Origin of the sequence: Paenibacillus sp. FSL R10-2778, from assembly GCF_038593035.1 — a bacterium.
Taxonomy (GTDB): Bacteria; Bacillota; Bacilli; order Paenibacillales; family Paenibacillaceae; genus Paenibacillus_AQ; species Paenibacillus_AQ odorifer.
On the sequence record NZ_CP151956.1, the window covers coordinates 2152177 to 2167324 of the forward strand.

A 15148-nucleotide genomic window follows, 5' to 3' on the forward strand; every position below is an offset into this window, starting at 1 on the left:
GAGGGGTTAGGGTGTCAGAAGCAAAAACATATGATGCAATGGACGTCTCTGTAATTGTTGGAGGCGTCTTTTTAACGGGATTCGGAGAAGACCTAGTAACTGTGGCGAAGGACGAAGAAAACTTTTCAACTAAAGTAGGGGCACAAGGAGATGTGGTCCGAACGAAGGTTAATAACCCACTTGGCACAATTACTGTTACCCTTCAAAGCACCAGCCCACAAGCCGCATATTTGGATGGACTGGCTAACAGCCAGAAGATTGTACCTGTATCAGTTATGTACTCGGGTACGCCAAAGGAAACGAATACTGCAACACAAGCTTATCTGAAAAAACCAGCTGACCGGGAATATGGCGGAGAAGCTGGCGATCGTTCCTATGAGTTTCAATGTCTTGATTTAAGCATGAACTAAAATCCAAAATTGAGAGGGGCCTATATCAATGGCTAATTTTAAACAGAAAGAGTACAAATCTAAATCAGGAAAAAGTTATACCTTCCAGCATCCAGGCGTACGCGCAATATCTAAAATCAATGATGGCTCAAAAAATAAATTTGGAGTGATTCTGGAAGAACGCTTATCTGAAGAAGTACTCAAACATGTTATCGTGGATCCTAAAATGAAAATTGATGATTTCAACGATTACACGGAATATAGTGAAGTTGTTAATGCAGCATACGCCTTTGTGACAGGAAATGATGAAAATGAGGGCGCCGACGATGGCGATCAGCAAGAAGGAAGCTAAGAAACGAGCACGATCTAATTGGAGTCAATGGAGGCTGCTACTCTCCGATATGGGCATTACGTATAATGATCTAAATAGTATGGATGATGATGACATTGCCGAAGCGAACGCAGCTTTAGACCTTCATATTGAACAGACAAACAAAGCAAATAAGAAGAAATAGGAGACGTCCTTTAGGGCGTCTTCTTTTGTTCGGAAAGGAGGAACTATGGCAGGCGGTATAATCGGTTCACTAATGTATGCAGTTGGGTTCAAGTTCAACTCTAAGGGAATAAACGATGCAGATAAAAAGGTTGGTAAACTCACAAAAACTGTGGTCGGACTTGGGGCTGCTGGTGTAGCTGCAATGACTGGAATCGGAATTGCTGGGGTACATGCTGCTTCTAAATTTGAAACGGCTATGAAGCAAGTTCAGGGGGCAACTGGAGCAACCGTGAAACAGATGGAAGCAACTAGAGAGGTTGCTAAAAATCTGTACTCTAACAATTTTGGTGAGGATTGGAACGACTTAGGAACAGCGATTTCAAATGTTCAGCAAGTTACTGGCCAAACAGGAGAAGAACTTGAGAACACCACTCGAAACGCAATTCTACTTCGGGATCAATTCGGATTTGAAATTCCGGAATCCATCAAATCCGCTGATACTATGATGCGACAGTTTGGGATCACCTCCGAAGAGTCATATAACTTACTGGCGCAAGGCGCACAGCGGGGACTTGATAAATCCGGCGAACTGGTGGATTCAGCCAATGAATATGCTAACCAGTTCAAGAGCTTGGGCTTTACGGCTGACGAGATGTTTGACGTTTTTGCCGCTGGCTCTGCCGAAGGTGTCTTTCAAGTTGATAAAGTTGGAGACGCCGTGAAGGAATTTAATATAAGGTCTAAGGATGCCAGTAAGACATCAATGGATGCCTTTACCGCGCTGGGCCTTAACGCTGATGCAATGATGCAGACCTTTGCCAAAGGTGGACCAGACGCGAAACAGGCATTTAGCGATATCGTCTCTATGATATCGGATATCGAGGACCCCGTTGCCCGTAACAATATTGGTGTTGCTTTGATGGGTTCGCAGTTCGAAGACCTTGAGGTTAATGTCATATCGGCAATGGGGGCTGCAACGAGATCCTTTGATAAAACAAAAAAGACGATGGATGAGCTTAATAAAATCAAATTTGAAAAGCCTGGCGAGGCATTTAAAATGTTTGGAAGGCAGGTCGAGGTTGGAATATTAATTCCAATTGGTCAAAAGCTGCTACCTTACTTGAATGCCTTTGGGCAATGGCTATCTGACCATAAGCCGCAGATCGAAGCGGTGGGCAATGCAATCGGTGACGGGCTTGGTGCAGCAATCAATATGGTAAGCGGTTGGATTCAGGCGGCAATGCCATATCTACAACAATTTGGAACACAAGCATTGCAGGTGTTTGGGTACCTGATTGATAAGGGGAAAGAATTGTGGACTTCTATCCAGCCAGTGGCCGTCATGATCGGTGAGACATTGTTAAATGCCGCAGTTCAATTATGGCCACATATCCAGCAAATTGGCTCTTCAATTGCTGATGCAGCTAAAGCATTCTACGATTGGGAAGGATTTGCACCGGTGGTGAGCGGAATTGTCGCGGCACTGGTCACATATAAAACAGTCGTAGGCACGATAACAGTCGCAACCAAGATTGCAGCAGCAGCGACCAAAGCATGGACTGCAATTCAGAAAGCTTTCAGTATAGTCATGGCTGCCAATCCTATTGGCATAATTATCGCCGCCCTAGTGGGTTTAGGCGTGGGGCTGGTAGTCGCTTATAAAAAATCAGATAAGTTCCGGGCGTTTATTGACGGGATGTGGTCTGGGATCAAGACGGCTACCATGGCAGTACTGAATTTTTTCAAAATTACAGTTCCCCAGACCTTCATGACAGCCTTTAACGCAGTGACTGGATTTTTGAAGACTTGGGGAGTAACGATTCTGGTTGTAATTGGTGGTCCAATTGCATGGATCGTTGCTTTGGTCGTTAAATATTGGGATGAAATTAAGGCAGTGACATTTGCAGTGTTCAGTGCAATTGGTAGCTGGTTGTCATCCATATGGAGCAGCATCAGTAGCAATATTTCTGGGGCTGTCAGCGCTGTGTGGAATGCAATTACCGGGGCATGGAACAATGTATTTTCGATAACTAACTCTCTGATGACCAAAGTTTGGAACAAGATCACTGCTATATGGGCGCAGATTGTTGGAAGCATCAAGACAGCCGGAGTCAATGTCTGGACTGCCGTTTCGGATATGTGGGGAAAGGTGACAAGTTTTTTCAATGGGATCAACCTCTTTGATACAGGGAAAAAAATTATTAGTGGTCTGATAGATGGAATTTCGAATATGGCATCGACCTTGATGGAGAAGGTCAAAAGCATAGCGGATGGCATTAAAGATTTCTTTGGTTTTAAAACCTCTGCAAGCGTGTCTGTTTCTACTGAAACTACTGGCATAAAGGCAGTAGACGGAAGCCACGCGAATGGGCTGCCTTACGTTCCGTGGGACGGTTATATCGGTGAATTGCACAAAGGCGAACGCGTTTTAACGGCTAAAGAAAACCAGGCGTATTCCCAGCCGGAAGCAACATTTCCTAAGTTTGACTTCCCAATTTATCAAATGCCGGCTTTTGAATTGCCTGATTTTCAAATAGCTCAGATAAACATTCCTTTCGCGAAGCAGGAACCCGTAGCAGCAAAGCCTGATTACGAGCCACACACACCTGAATCATCCCCAGCACGAATGACAACAAATAATCATCGTGCAGATTTTAAGCCAATCTTTAATATTAAGGTTTCAGGTAATGCCGATGATAAGACCATTTCAAATCTGCGGGAGACGATTCGGCAAGAAATGCAAGATGTATTTGAATCATATATGCGCAGCGTAGGATTGGAAGGTGCGTAAATGGCACTTATTGATGGCAAATACATTACTGTAGAGAATGAATCACCGTCCTTTCCCGTAACTGTGACAGAGCAACCGGTTGAAAAAGGGATCAACTTAATTGATCATGTGCAGGCACAGGCCCGGACGCTATCATTAACGGGAGTTATTGTTGGTACGGATGCAGCGAAGACACGCGCCTATATCATAGCTGCGAAAGACAAAGGCACAATCATTAATTACGTCGGCAGAAATCAATTCAAAGGTCTCATTACTGATTTTTCGACAGGACATGATTACACCACTGCGGATGGATTTACTTTTACGATGGAGCTGCGAGAGATAAAGATTGCAACGTCTTCTTATGTGGAGACGTTGCCACCTCCAATCAAGGCTCAGGTTACTAAGATCGTAAATTCTGGAACTAAGCAAACCCAGGAGAAAAAAACTGCAAAAACGACTACTAAGAAGAAAAGTAATAATACAAGTAAGAAAAAAGTAAAGGAAAAGGAAAAAGAAAAAGTTCAGAAAGTAAAATTTAAAACCGGAAGTAAATGGGCAACATGAGGCGGTGAATTATGGAATTTATCGAGATAGAGAAGGACAACATCCCTTATCGTTTTGACATATCTATCGCTGGTGAAATGTTTGGGTTTGAAGTCCATTACAATGCTGACTATGATTTTTTTACGGTGGATCTTGAAAAGAATGGAGAAGTGCTGGTATATGGGGAAAAGTTAGTTTATGGGCAAACACTCTTTTATGACGTCCAAGATAACCGATTTCCTAGATTACCTATTGTTCCTTGGGATGAATCGGAAATAAGCACAGCAGTAACATGGGAGACGCTTGGTATAAGCGTCTTTTTGTTTGTTATTGATGAGGATGAGGAAGATGACGAGTAAAAATTTTGGCCGTGTCGTGGAGATTATGACTGCTAATATGAAATTCACTCTTGATAAATACACGATGGAAGGGACGGTTCCATTTGACAACGACACTTTACCTAATGAGTCGGAACTGAGGATATGGAACCTGTCACAAACAACGATAAATAACATCAAGCGTAACGCTGTCCTAATGGTGAATGCTGGTTACACCGGAGATGTTGGGCTTATCCTCCATGGTCGAATTTCATCGGTTCGAACCAAATGGGAGGGCGTAGATAAAATAACGACTGTTTATGTCTTGGATAGTGAGGATCTCTCTAAGCGAGAAGTTACAGAGATTGCTTTTGCAAAGGGGACACTAGCCAGTGCGATCATTAAGCAGATGGCGGGGTATATCGGTTTGCCTGTAGCGCAAATGGCACTTAACCAGGACTACAGATATCAAGATGGTTACACAGAAAAGGGAAAAGTCACCGACATCATATCGGAGGTTTGCAAGGACTGTGGAACATCTTGTTATATCAATCAAAGCAAACTCTATATTCGAAATATTCGTAATGGTGCTGATTCTGTTTTTGCCTTGTCTCCAGAAACGGGTTTGATAGGATCTCCAGAATATTTCGAGGACAATGGCATTCAGGGATACAATATTTCCGCACAGCTGCAACAACGAATCACAACGGCTTCTGTTATTAATTTGACTTGCAGGGAATGGTCAGGAAAGCTTCATATTCGTAGTGGAACCCATAAGTTTTCCAATACAGGAGACTTTATCACAGAAACGGAGGCGATTATGTGAGTAGAGCAAATCCAGCAGGAGCACTTTCCCGTTTGCTTGGCGCGTATGCGGGTACACAAGGCGACGATATCAGTGTTGCGATGCCTTGCAAGGTTATTTCCTTCGATGATGCTAAGTTGAATGCTGTTGTGCAGCCATTACTTAAACTGACGAGTGGACAACCCGCACAGATAATGTCTGTCCCGGTCGTAGGGCAAAAGGTCGAATTTGAAATTAATCTTGGTGCTGGGATGCAGAAATTCGAAACAATTATGCGTCCACTATTAAAGGCTGGAGACGTTGTTTATGTTGTTTGTGCTGATGCTGAACTTAAAAATACATTATCCGGTCAAGTGGCAGCCCCGGACACCGAAAGGCGACACAGTCGAATGGATGCTGTAATCGTAGGGGTGTTACCATGCAGTCTATAAAACTAGATATTTCCGGTGATTTGGTGTTTTTAGACGGTGAATTGCAACTAATCTCCGGTCCTGAGGAAATTGCTCAATGTTGCACTTTGGCAGCAGGAACCAATAAAGGCGAGTGGATACTGGATCCAGACATGGGTATTGATTTTAAGCGGATCACTGGAAAAGGGGTTACTGAAGAAGAAATTCGCGACGAATTGACCAGTGGAGTTTTACAAGAACCGCGTATTCAGAGCGTAGATACGGTGACTGTAACCTTTGACAGAAAGAAACGAACAGCTACAGCAGATTTTACGGCTACAGCTGTCAACGGCGATGTAATTACGGTTGAGGGGGTCGAGACCGTTGTTGGATAGCACAGGTTTTAAACGACTACGATTTGATGATCTATTTTCGCAAATGGAGGATAAAGCCAAGGAATCATTTGGAGACACGGTTAACACTTCGGTTCGCTCACCGCTTGGAATTATACTTCGTATTTTTGCTTGGTTTTTAGCTATTATTTGGAGCACCGCAGAGGACGTATACAACAGCGGATATATTCCAACGGCCACCGGCAACAACTTGGATAGGCTGGGTCCGCAAGTTGGTATATCCCGAACGCTTGCCCAATGGGCAGCGGGATCATTGGAAATCACGGGAACTATAGGCTTTACTGTTCCGGCGGGTACCCGTGCGGCGACGAAATCCGGTGTAGTGTTTGAGACAATGGCTGATGTTACACTGACCACTGGTGCCGCCACCGTTGCAATTGAGGCGTTGGAACCGGGAGTATCAGGCAATGTCGCGGCGGGGGCAATATCTGTGGTAGTTAACCCGGTACCGGACATTACTGGTGTGACCAACGTTGTAGCCGTGACGGGGGGCAGGGAAAAGGAGACAGACGCCGAATTTCGCAGTCGCTTTGATTTGTCCGTGGCGGGTGGCGGCGCGGCTTCCGTGGATGCACTTCGGGGAGCGCTGCTAAGAATGCCCACCGTCCGAGCAGCAGCGATCATCGAGAACACAGGTATGACAAAGGATGCTGCCGGACGGCCACCCAAGTCTTTCGAAGCTTATGTGCTGGGCGGGGATGAGCTGGAAATCTCTAAGGCAATCTTTGCAACCAAGTCCGGCGGCGTAGAAGCTCACGGGAGCATCAGTAAGCAAGTTGCCGATTTGGGTGGACAGCTGCACACGGTTAAGTTTTCCCGTGCAAACGAGGTGGGGATCAAAGTATCTGTATCTGTGACCAAAAACGCTCAATACCCGATCGATGGTGATGACCAAATTCGATCAGCCATTATTACGTATATCGGCGGCGAAGATGCCGCAGGGTCCTATTACAACGGCTTAAGCATGGGAGCAACCGTAGTGTATACCCGATTAATCAGTGTTGTATCCAATGTTGAGGGGGTCGAAGATATGATCTTAACAGTGGGCAAGACGAGCGGAGGCCTTGGCAGTTCTAATGTGCCTATTCAGGTTTATGAAGTAGCTCGGGCACGAGCGGCGGATATTATGGTGAACAGTCATGTTTAGTGTTAAGGACATGCTACGACGCTTTGCGGACACCTATAATAAAAATCCGGAAAGCAACTTGGGTAAGATGATAAGCATTTTGCATGGGGAATTGGCAAGAGTCGGTGAGACGCTGGAACGTGTCCGTGAGTGGAAAGACATTGATGCTGCCCAAGGCACGACGCTGGACCGAATAGGCTCCAATGTGGTCCAGCCACGAGGGGCAGCGACTGACGAGGTATACCGAGTACTGCTAAAGTCCAAGATTGCCCGAAATCTATCTAAAACGGACGTTAACACCATTATCCAGGTGCTAGCCCTTGCTTTGGACTGTGATTACTCAGATATCAAAATCCAAGAGAAATTTGCCGATCCACTGGAGCCGGAGCCAGCGGCAATCAACTTGATTCGTGTTCCAGTCCGGCGCTTGAATGAGGTTGGCATGTCCCCATTACAGTTTGCCCGAATCATACAAAAGACGGTTGCAGCAGGCGTCCGAGTGGCTCAAATTGAGCTTGCTGGGACGTTTGCTTTGTCCTCTCAGTATGATGTGCTTGAAACAAGCTCATTAGGACTTTCGGACACGGATATGACTACGGGTGGGGAGTTAGGAACGGTATACGCACCAGGCGATGATTATCCATTACCTATATAGTATTTAGGAGGGAATAAAGTGGCATTTAATGAAAAGCTTCCTGAATGGCAGGAACCAGGTATAGAGCCGCCAGAGAGTAAGCGAAAGACAGGTTGGCAGATCAACGACAAACCTCCAGCCGCATGGCTAAATTGGTATTTTAACAGAGTTTATAAAGTTTTCCAGGAGATCCGCAGCAAGTTTGATACGCATACAGAAGATAACAATATACATGTCACAGCAGCTAAACAAACCGCATGGAATGTCAAAGAAACTCCTGAAGGAGCGCAGACAAAGGCGGACGCAGCTCGTGAAGCAGCAAAGGCAGCTTCGATTCCATTGGCGCAGAAAGGTGCTGCTAGTGGTGTGGCTCTCTTGGAAGCAAACAAACTAATGGTTGCTGATGGAACAGTACTATCTAGTAGAATAACTGAACGTGTTCTTGGGTTTTCCTTTTCAAACAGCGTAGCTAATCAAAGGATTGACTTATTTACAACTGGTGCTTTGTCAGGCTACATTGAGGTGACTGTGACGGCTAGTTGGAATGCAGTGAACGCAGCTGGTAAAATGACGAAGCGTTTTAATGTGGTTGCTGCTGCTGCTACTACCCTAAATTATCAGAGCACGCAATACCCAGAAGTAACGGGTCTTATCAATCAGCACATATCTATATCTGATATTAGTTGGGACGCCACTAACTCTCGTTGGAAAATAAGTATAGAAGCACGACATGCGCCAGGGGCTGCTATTGCCTTTGCTGTATCTGTAAAGCATGCGAGCCCTACTGCGCCACCAACGTGGAATCTGAGTGCTGTTTACAGCGGCGCAGCACCTACTGCACTACCTGTAGCAGTACAGACAATTCCCGACGACACCGTGCTTCAGTCCGGGCAGGAGTTCCAGAAGTACAAGCTCACTGATAACGCAGGTAAGGTCATCCGCCTAGCTCCTAGTACAGACCTGAACACAGTTAACCGTAACGGTCAGTACGATGGTTACCCTCTTATAAACGCACCAGGTAACAACACAGGTGCTTGGTTCTTTATCGAGGTGTTCTCCCACTCACAGAACCCCAATACTATCTTCTTCCAACGTGCTACTACCTTCGCTACTGTACCGAGATCGTACATTCGGGAGTGCTATAACAGCGTGTGGGGAGAGTGGATCGAGGATGAAAACGCCAGTCGCAAGGATATCCCGGGTGGGTACCTTGGCTTAGACTCTGCCAGACTAGTAGCGTACAACGGGGATATTCTTAACGGTAGGTCTGCACGCGTCGTACTGGTACCTGCACCGTTCACGAACGTTAAAAACCAGAGGTTTGACGTTCTCATTACAGGTACTAAAATACACGGGTATATGGACGTGACACTCTCCGCAGGGTGGAGTGGAGGTAATGGCGGCGGAAAGATCACAAAGCGTTTTAACATCATCACGTCCGCAGGTGGCACCATAGACTATCAGGTAACGCAGTATACGGACGTCACAGGAAATCTGCCGAATATGATGGCGATCTCCGATATTGTCTACGACAGTGCCCTCGCTAAATGGAAGTTTACCGTGGAAGCCATCGCCGCAAATGGAAACACTCCTACAGTGAAGATCGAAGCAGGATCGGGTACGGGTGTCCCTATACCGACCTTCTCATTGTCTGCCATCTACGCCGGAGGATTTAGCGACCAACTTCCGAAGCCTGTACAGGTGCTTCCCGACGACGCGGTAATGTTTTCAGGAAGAGAGTTCCAAAAGCACCCGTTAACCTCTAGCATAGGCAGAAACATCCTGCTAAATAACGGTACGGACCTAGACACCATTATTGAGAACGGATTTTACAACGGGTCGAACCTAGTGAACGCACCTACTACCTATACGGATAGATGGTACTACGTAGAAGTGCAGCGGCACACGACAGGAGATTCTTACGTCCTACAACGGGCTACACAACTCGCCGGGAGCATAAGCGGGGAGCGTCACGTTAGATACGAGCGTATCAAAAAAATGACGTGGGGACCTTGGATCGAAATTGAGGGTTCGGATAGAAAGAACGTAGCTAACGGATATGCGGGACTAGACAATAACGGATTTGTAAGTGCGAATAATTTGCCTTACGGGGGAGTTGTAAATTTACTTGGGGACTCAGGTAGATTTATGGGTATTGATGGTGACCCTAGATCTTTACAAATCACCACCTCATTCGCCAATAACTCTTTTTTATCTCCTTGGAATGGGACTACTGTATCTAGTGGGGGAAAGTTCATCCATGACAACACAACTAACGGAGGTACGGCAGGAGCGCTCACGGAAGACGTAACTAGCTTATTAACCGCGATGAGTCTTGGTGGATCAAGGTACGGCACAGAATTTTATATAGCGTCCTATACGATGGGTTCAGGTACAGCGAATGCGGGAAATGTTGCCGGGACATATCTAATGACGGTAAATAGTAACTTCCCTGCAACTGGAGTTGGCAAGGCGTATACTGTATCTTTCTGGGTTAGGGTTAAGACGGGAACAACCATTTCAATACCTAGAGATGGCAGACTATCTAAAAACGGTGTATCAACATCTGCCAACTATATTTCTTTGACTCCTGCTGATGGATGGGTGCATATCGAAAAAACAGTCCACGCAAGCAATGGATACTATAACGCAGCTCCAGGTATAGCTGCGACGGCGGGGTCTGTAGTTCAAATTGCTATGCCTGTAGTCGTAGCGGGTGCAATAGGAGTAGGAGTCCACACTTCGCCTGTTATGGGTTCTTCGTTAGGTTTCGTCCCTTTGCCAGCGACTTCATACACTGCCGCTGATATTTTATTAAAGTTGCTTACAGTGGATGGGGTAGGTAGTGGACTGGATGCGGATTTACATGCTGGAAAAAACATGGGGGAAATCGCAAACGGTACCTTAACCTATGCTGGGTTAACTAAAGGTACAGCTCCAGCGTTAACAGCAAGTATCGCGGGTGGTGTCATAACATCTCTTATAGCTGGAGATCGAATATCTTTTAAAGCACATGCAGCTACAACAGGTCCGGTTACACTCAATGTAAATGGTCTGGGCGCTAAATCTATCAAAAAGCCAAATGGCAATAACCCGCCTTTGGCTCTTGGTGGTGTCTATACGGTTGTATACGATGGAACGGCTTTTATCTTACAGGGTGAAGGGGGTGAATATGGAACAGCTACAGCAGCGGAAGTCTTGGCGGGAAAAACGATAGGCACAGAAAACGGACTGGTGAACGGGACGATGCCAGACAATCGTTCCGTCGCTAAGGATGCGGCGGGCGCAACATTAAGCGTGTATGATTTGTACCTAAATACACCGGAGGGGTACTACAATACCACTTCTTCTATTCGTGTGAGAGAAGATAACTTAGCGGACCCTAGCATTTGGAGAAGTGACAGGACGATGTTCGGGAAACAGGGGACCATGCCCGTTATCACATCTGGCGAAGATCCGGCTCTTAGTGTAGGGAAATGGGGTGATGGTAGCTTAGCGGTGTACCCAAGAGAGGGCTACCGCAAAGGTGGCTCTGGGGCGGGTGAAATAAAAGTAACAACAGCACAACTACGATCTGTAGAGGGCGACTTAGCCCCTGCTAACATTCGTAGCGGCGTTGAAGTATTTGGAGTTACAGGAACACTGGTGGAGCGAATGTACGCAGAAGGCTATGCAGGTTCGGTAGGTGGAGGAGATGGTATATTCCGAGTTAGTGGGTTAGCATTTAGCCCTCGTATTGTGCGATTCACTTATTTTAGAGCATCTACACAAAGTACATTCGTATTCTTTGCTTCTGACATCACTATGTGGTCTTATACCGAGTTTTCGGGGACTAACCCTTATGGGAATGTAGTTTCGTCAGGTGCGATGCTAAGTCCTAACTTATGGGGTAGTAATGCCTTTTGTTCATCCCTTCCGTACAATCCGGATTTAGTTAACATTAGTTGGTCAGCTTGGAGATAAAAAAGGAGGTTTTATGATGGAAATCGGAATGAAAATATACTTTGATAAAGCAACAGGAAACGTGGTAGTAAATACGGGTGAACAGGTAGGTAGGTTGGTAGTGGAGACAACCGAGGATCAGGACTTTGCAACATATAAGGCACTGGCTGAACGGGTCCGCGATACCATTGGTGTAGTAAAGCTCAAATACGGTCAGTTTCGTCGAGAATTTGCGGAGTGTAATGGCTACCGTGTTAATCCAGATACCGAAGATTTAGAGTTTACCTATCCGGGCGAGGTTCCAGCAGAGGTGCTAATTAAACGTATCGAAATGGTAGAGGGAGAAAGTGCTAAGACTGCACAGGAGCTAGAGCAGACCAACATGAAACTCAAGCGGACAGAAACACAACTTGCTGAGTCGTTGGAGAGACTGGGGCAAACTGAAACCCAATTGCAAGAAGCGCAGCTTGCTCTTACAGAAAATTATGAAGAGTTACAGACTGCCAAACAAGAGGCGGTAGAGGCACAATTGGCACTAACTGAGTTGTATGAGCTGGTGCTTGCAGGACAAACCGGAGGTAAACCGGAAACGCCAGAGGATTCGGCAGAACCTTCAGAAACCGTAGAGGGAGGTGAAGAAGATAATGGCTAAAGTATATGCAAGTTTGATACGCAAGGATTTGAAGACACTGGAGCAGGTGCCCGAAACAAAACGTGAGGAAGTAGCAGCACTGCTAAAAGAATAGATAGAAAAAGCTGGCGCCTATAGAGGCGTTTTTATTTTGCCCTCGGATCACCGGGGGCTTTCATTTTGGGGAGATAGATGGGGGGAGGGGCAATCGTGACAGAAATGGATGTACTTAAATATTTTTTAACGCAAGGTCCATTCGCGGTGTTATTCGTTTGGCTGCTGATCTACGTAATGCGCGCGAATAAAGAGAGGGAAGGACGATTGCAGGATCTACTAGGTAAGTTTTCTGAAAAATACGATGTAATCATTGTGGAGTTGCGTGAAATGAAAGAGAGATTTCCACACAGAAACTAATAATATTGAGAGGATGAATTGATATGGAATGGAATGTAGTTGCGAATTTTATTAAACCGGAAATATTATTTATTGTTGCTGTATGTTGGGCGATTGGCTTTTGCTTAAAACAAACTCCGAGAATACCAGATTGGACAATCATTTATCTGGTCACATTGGCCGCGATCATCATTGTATGTCTTACTCTTGGCTTTAATGTAGATAGTTTTGTACAAGGCATCTTGTGCGGAGCTGTGGCTGTATATGGTAATCAGTTGCTTAAGCAGGCAAAAAAGGGGGTTGATGAGTAATGCAAATCTTTCAGAAGGGAAATAAGCACACAAATTGTAGCGGTCGAGGTGGTCATATACCGATTGCTATTGTAAATCATATAAGTGGCGGTACGATGAGTTCTATGGATAGTTGGTTTCAATCTTCTGGTAATTTAGTTAGTAGCGCTCATTTTGGCGTTTCTAAATTGGGGGAGATCCACCAATACGTTGATATAACAAAAATGGCTTGGTGTAACGGAATCACAGTCGATTCAATTCCCAAAGCCAAGGCGGCAATCGTCAAGGAACAAGCACCAACGAATCCTAATAAGTACACTATCAGTATCGAGCATGAGGGTATGGATGGTAGTTTGACAGAGGCGCAGTTTGCTGCCTCCGTATGGCTACATAAATTTATTAGTGATGAAGTAAAAAGGCTCTACGGTAAAGCTATCATCTTGGACGAGAAACATGTGATAGGTCATTTTCAAATTGATCCGGTGCGAAAGCCTTATTGTCCCGGTGCGAAATTTCCATGGAGTCGGTTGTATACTGCTCTAAAAACTAAGGAGGTGGAAGATGTGAGGGTGGATAAGGCTAGCACTGTAGTAAATGGGGAAAAACTGAATGAAGGTAGTTTTCTGATCGAGGGGCGTACTTACGTACCATTGGCAGCCATCGGCAAAGCGTTGGGTGCAGTAGTATCTTTTGATAACGAAACTAAAACGGCTACTATCACTACCAAAAAGTAAATATCTAACGATTAGAGATATGAAAAAAGCCCTACTAACCTTAACAGGTCGGTGGGGCTTTTTTTATTATAAGGATTAACGGCGTCCACTGGCTTTAATTAGTGCTGCAATCGAGAGGACCAATGCAGCAACAATTACTATCCAGGTAATCACGTTCAACATAATTTATTCCTCCTTTAGAGGGGCCGCAGCCCCCCGTTACTTAAAGAAAATCTTAGAAACTGACGGTGACTGTTCAAGATCAAAAAGTTCTTCCTCAGTCACCCAAATTTCATTTGATCCACCAAAACTCCAGAGAACTATAGCTAATCTTGCCATTTCCTTTTTTCCTCCTGTATATGCCCGCCGACTAATTGTATCGTTCAAACCGTTTATGTTATGATTGGGTGGAGAGCAAGGGGTGCAACCCTCACTCTCCGGGAACCTATTTACGTTTGCGTGGTCCGCGGCGTTTTTTGGTTCCTTTCTTTTTGTCCTTTAGCAGCAGCGTTGCGGTAATGAGTTGAATGATTGCTGTAAGGAGCGTAACCCAATCCTTCATGTGCCTTGTTCACCTCCTTTCTTATCTTAATTATATACTGGTACCAGTATATTGTCAACATATTTATATACTGGTAACAGTATATTTTTTGTGGTATCCTATAGCAAAGGGGTGATAACCTATGGAACAGCAAGGTAAGGCATCAACACGAGCAAAGGATAAGTACAACGCCGCAAATTATGATCAAGTGAAACTTTGGGTTAAGAAAGGTGACAGGGAAAAGATTGACGCTGTCGCTAAACAACTTGATAAGAGTCGCAACGCCTTCATTTTGGAAGCGATAGAAGAAAAGATATCAAGAGAATGTACAGAGCCGCCACAGGAGTAGTCCTGAACGGCTCTTTTTTGTCATAAAAAACCATTGATTAAAAAACCAATAAGCACATATAATACAAACAAGTGTTCTTATTTTGGGGGCGTTAATTATGTTAAGCGATACACCGCGTAAGCTTTTATTGATCATTACTCATTACTCACTACTCACGACATTTTGGTCGTCTCCCTTCATTGCCTGAGTTAGAACGATTGAGTGGACGAATGCCAGTTGATATCCGAAATGGGTTGAAAGAGTTGACGGAGGAAAACTACATCGAATGGAATCCAAATACGCCACCTGAAATGGCCTGCATTATCTCTGGTTGGGAAAGAGATAATCCATCACACCGAGATCCAGAAGAGGCACAAAAGGTTAAAAATGTAGCTAGCAGCACTGACTATTGGCTGTATTATTAG

Annotated in this window: 19 protein-coding genes; all 19 read left to right on the forward strand. The window is 45.1% G+C overall.

From position 1 onward, the window contains the following. The first annotated feature begins 11 nt into the window (after positions 1-11). The 19 genes from NST40_RS09290 to NST40_RS09380 all read left to right on the forward strand — a co-directional run bounded on the left by NST40_RS09290 (position 12) and on the right by NST40_RS09380 (position 15148). A complete protein-coding gene (locus tag NST40_RS09290; protein WP_340395296.1) occupies positions 12-410 on the forward strand; it encodes a phage protein in 399 nt (132 codons plus the stop codon). Between the two features lie 28 nt (positions 411-438). Then, complete coding sequence (locus tag NST40_RS09295; protein ID WP_340395297.1) at positions 439-741, forward strand: hypothetical protein; 303 nt, start codon at positions 439-441, stop codon at positions 739-741. Next, complete coding sequence (locus NST40_RS09300) at positions 716-904, forward strand: hypothetical protein (RefSeq protein ID WP_280787001.1); 189 nt, start codon at positions 716-718, stop codon at positions 902-904. Before NST40_RS09295 ends, NST40_RS09300 begins: the two co-directional genes overlap by 26 nt. Positions 905-949: 45 nt before the next feature. Continuing rightward, positions 950-3676 carry a phage tail tape measure protein gene (locus NST40_RS09305; protein WP_340395298.1) on the forward strand — a complete coding sequence of 909 codons (2727 nt, stop codon included), beginning with the start codon at positions 950-952 and terminating at the stop codon, positions 3674-3676. Beyond that, positions 3677-4222, forward strand: coding sequence for a phage baseplate protein (locus NST40_RS09310; RefSeq protein ID WP_341086045.1), 546 nt, complete (start codon positions 3677-3679; stop codon positions 4220-4222). Positions 4223-4233: 11 nt separating this feature from the next. Then, complete coding sequence (locus NST40_RS09315; protein ID WP_341120811.1) at positions 4234-4560, forward strand: hypothetical protein; 327 nt, start codon at positions 4234-4236, stop codon at positions 4558-4560. Then, positions 4550-5344 carry a hypothetical protein gene (locus tag NST40_RS09320; protein WP_342410613.1) on the forward strand — a complete coding sequence of 265 codons (795 nt, stop codon included), beginning with the start codon at positions 4550-4552 and terminating at the stop codon, positions 5342-5344. Before NST40_RS09315 ends, NST40_RS09320 begins: the two co-directional genes overlap by 11 nt. Beyond that, positions 5341-5754, forward strand: coding sequence for a Gp138 family membrane-puncturing spike protein (locus NST40_RS09325; protein ID WP_341120813.1), 414 nt, complete (start codon positions 5341-5343; stop codon positions 5752-5754). The genes NST40_RS09320 and NST40_RS09325 overlap by 4 nt, the downstream gene beginning before the upstream one ends. Then, positions 5742-6107, forward strand: coding sequence for a DUF2634 domain-containing protein (locus tag NST40_RS09330; RefSeq protein WP_341120815.1), 366 nt, complete (start codon positions 5742-5744; stop codon positions 6105-6107). The genes NST40_RS09325 and NST40_RS09330 overlap by 13 nt, the downstream gene beginning before the upstream one ends. Then, complete coding sequence (locus NST40_RS09335) at positions 6097-7272, forward strand: baseplate J/gp47 family protein (protein ID WP_341109813.1); 1176 nt, start codon at positions 6097-6099, stop codon at positions 7270-7272. The genes NST40_RS09330 and NST40_RS09335 overlap by 11 nt, the downstream gene beginning before the upstream one ends. Next, complete coding sequence (locus NST40_RS09340; protein ID WP_076316786.1) at positions 7265-7906, forward strand: hypothetical protein; 642 nt, start codon at positions 7265-7267, stop codon at positions 7904-7906. Before NST40_RS09335 ends, NST40_RS09340 begins: the two co-directional genes overlap by 8 nt. Positions 7907-7924: 18 nt before the next feature. Beyond that, on the forward strand, positions 7925-11848 hold the full coding sequence (locus NST40_RS09345) for a pyocin knob domain-containing protein (protein ID WP_342410614.1): 3924 nt from the start codon (positions 7925-7927) through the stop codon (positions 11846-11848). Positions 11849-11861: 13 nt separating this feature from the next. Further along, on the forward strand, positions 11862-12479 hold the full coding sequence (locus NST40_RS09350; protein ID WP_342410615.1) for a hypothetical protein: 618 nt from the start codon (positions 11862-11864) through the stop codon (positions 12477-12479). Further along, the gene (locus NST40_RS09355) at positions 12472-12573 is read left to right on the forward strand and encodes a CD1375 family protein (RefSeq protein ID WP_340395306.1); all 102 of its coding nucleotides are present in this window, start codon (positions 12472-12474) and stop codon (positions 12571-12573) included. The genes NST40_RS09350 and NST40_RS09355 overlap by 8 nt, the downstream gene beginning before the upstream one ends. 77 nt (positions 12574-12650) lie before the next feature. Next, the gene (locus NST40_RS09360) at positions 12651-12872 is read left to right on the forward strand and encodes a BhlA/UviB family holin-like peptide (protein ID WP_051491604.1); all 222 of its coding nucleotides are present in this window, start codon (positions 12651-12653) and stop codon (positions 12870-12872) included. 23 nt (positions 12873-12895) lie between these two features. Then, a complete protein-coding gene (locus tag NST40_RS09365; protein ID WP_341120820.1) occupies positions 12896-13162 on the forward strand; it encodes a phage holin family protein in 267 nt (88 codons plus the stop codon). Continuing rightward, a complete protein-coding gene (locus tag NST40_RS09370) occupies positions 13162-13875 on the forward strand; it encodes an N-acetylmuramoyl-L-alanine amidase (protein ID WP_076098421.1) in 714 nt (237 codons plus the stop codon). Before NST40_RS09365 ends, NST40_RS09370 begins: the two co-directional genes overlap by 1 nt. Before the next feature lie 662 nt (positions 13876-14537). Then, positions 14538-14744 (forward strand): transcriptional regulator, encoded by a 207-nt coding sequence (locus tag NST40_RS09375; RefSeq protein WP_341120822.1) that lies wholly within the window; start codon positions 14538-14540, stop codon positions 14742-14744. Positions 14745-14953: 209 nt separating this feature from the next. After that, on the forward strand, positions 14954-15148 hold the full coding sequence (locus tag NST40_RS09380) for a hypothetical protein (protein ID WP_342410616.1): 195 nt from the start codon (positions 14954-14956) through the stop codon (positions 15146-15148).

Bases quoted from the DNA above. Each gene is read 5' to 3' on its own strand.
- NST40_RS09310 (WP_341086045.1), top strand. From the start codon at position 3,677: ATGGCACTTATTGATGGCAAATACATTACTGTAGAGAATGAATCACCG.
- NST40_RS09350 (WP_342410615.1), top strand. From the start codon at position 11,862: ATGATGGAAATCGGAATGAAAATATACTTTGATAAAGCAACAGGAAAC.
- NST40_RS09380 (WP_342410616.1), top strand. From the start codon at position 14,954: ATGCCAGTTGATATCCGAAATGGGTTGAAAGAGTTGACGGAGGAAAAC.
- NST40_RS09360 (WP_051491604.1), top strand. From the start codon at position 12,651: ATGGGGGGAGGGGCAATCGTGACAGAAATGGATGTACTTAAATATTTT.
- NST40_RS09330 (WP_341120815.1), top strand. From the start codon at position 5,742: ATGCAGTCTATAAAACTAGATATTTCCGGTGATTTGGTGTTTTTAGAC.
- NST40_RS09315 (WP_341120811.1), top strand. From the start codon at position 4,234: ATGGAATTTATCGAGATAGAGAAGGACAACATCCCTTATCGTTTTGAC.
- NST40_RS09375 (WP_341120822.1), top strand. From the start codon at position 14,538: ATGGAACAGCAAGGTAAGGCATCAACACGAGCAAAGGATAAGTACAAC.
- NST40_RS09370 (WP_076098421.1), top strand. From the start codon at position 13,162: ATGCAAATCTTTCAGAAGGGAAATAAGCACACAAATTGTAGCGGTCGA.
- NST40_RS09305 (WP_340395298.1), top strand. From the start codon at position 950: ATGGCAGGCGGTATAATCGGTTCACTAATGTATGCAGTTGGGTTCAAG.
- NST40_RS09355 (WP_340395306.1), top strand. From the start codon at position 12,472: ATGGCTAAAGTATATGCAAGTTTGATACGCAAGGATTTGAAGACACTG.
- NST40_RS09340 (WP_076316786.1), top strand. From the start codon at position 7,265: ATGTTTAGTGTTAAGGACATGCTACGACGCTTTGCGGACACCTATAAT.
- NST40_RS09295 (WP_340395297.1), top strand. From the start codon at position 439: ATGGCTAATTTTAAACAGAAAGAGTACAAATCTAAATCAGGAAAAAGT.
- NST40_RS09320 (WP_342410613.1), top strand. From the start codon at position 4,550: ATGACGAGTAAAAATTTTGGCCGTGTCGTGGAGATTATGACTGCTAAT.
- NST40_RS09300 (WP_280787001.1), top strand. From the start codon at position 716: ATGGCGATCAGCAAGAAGGAAGCTAAGAAACGAGCACGATCTAATTGG.
- NST40_RS09365 (WP_341120820.1), top strand. From the start codon at position 12,896: ATGGAATGGAATGTAGTTGCGAATTTTATTAAACCGGAAATATTATTT.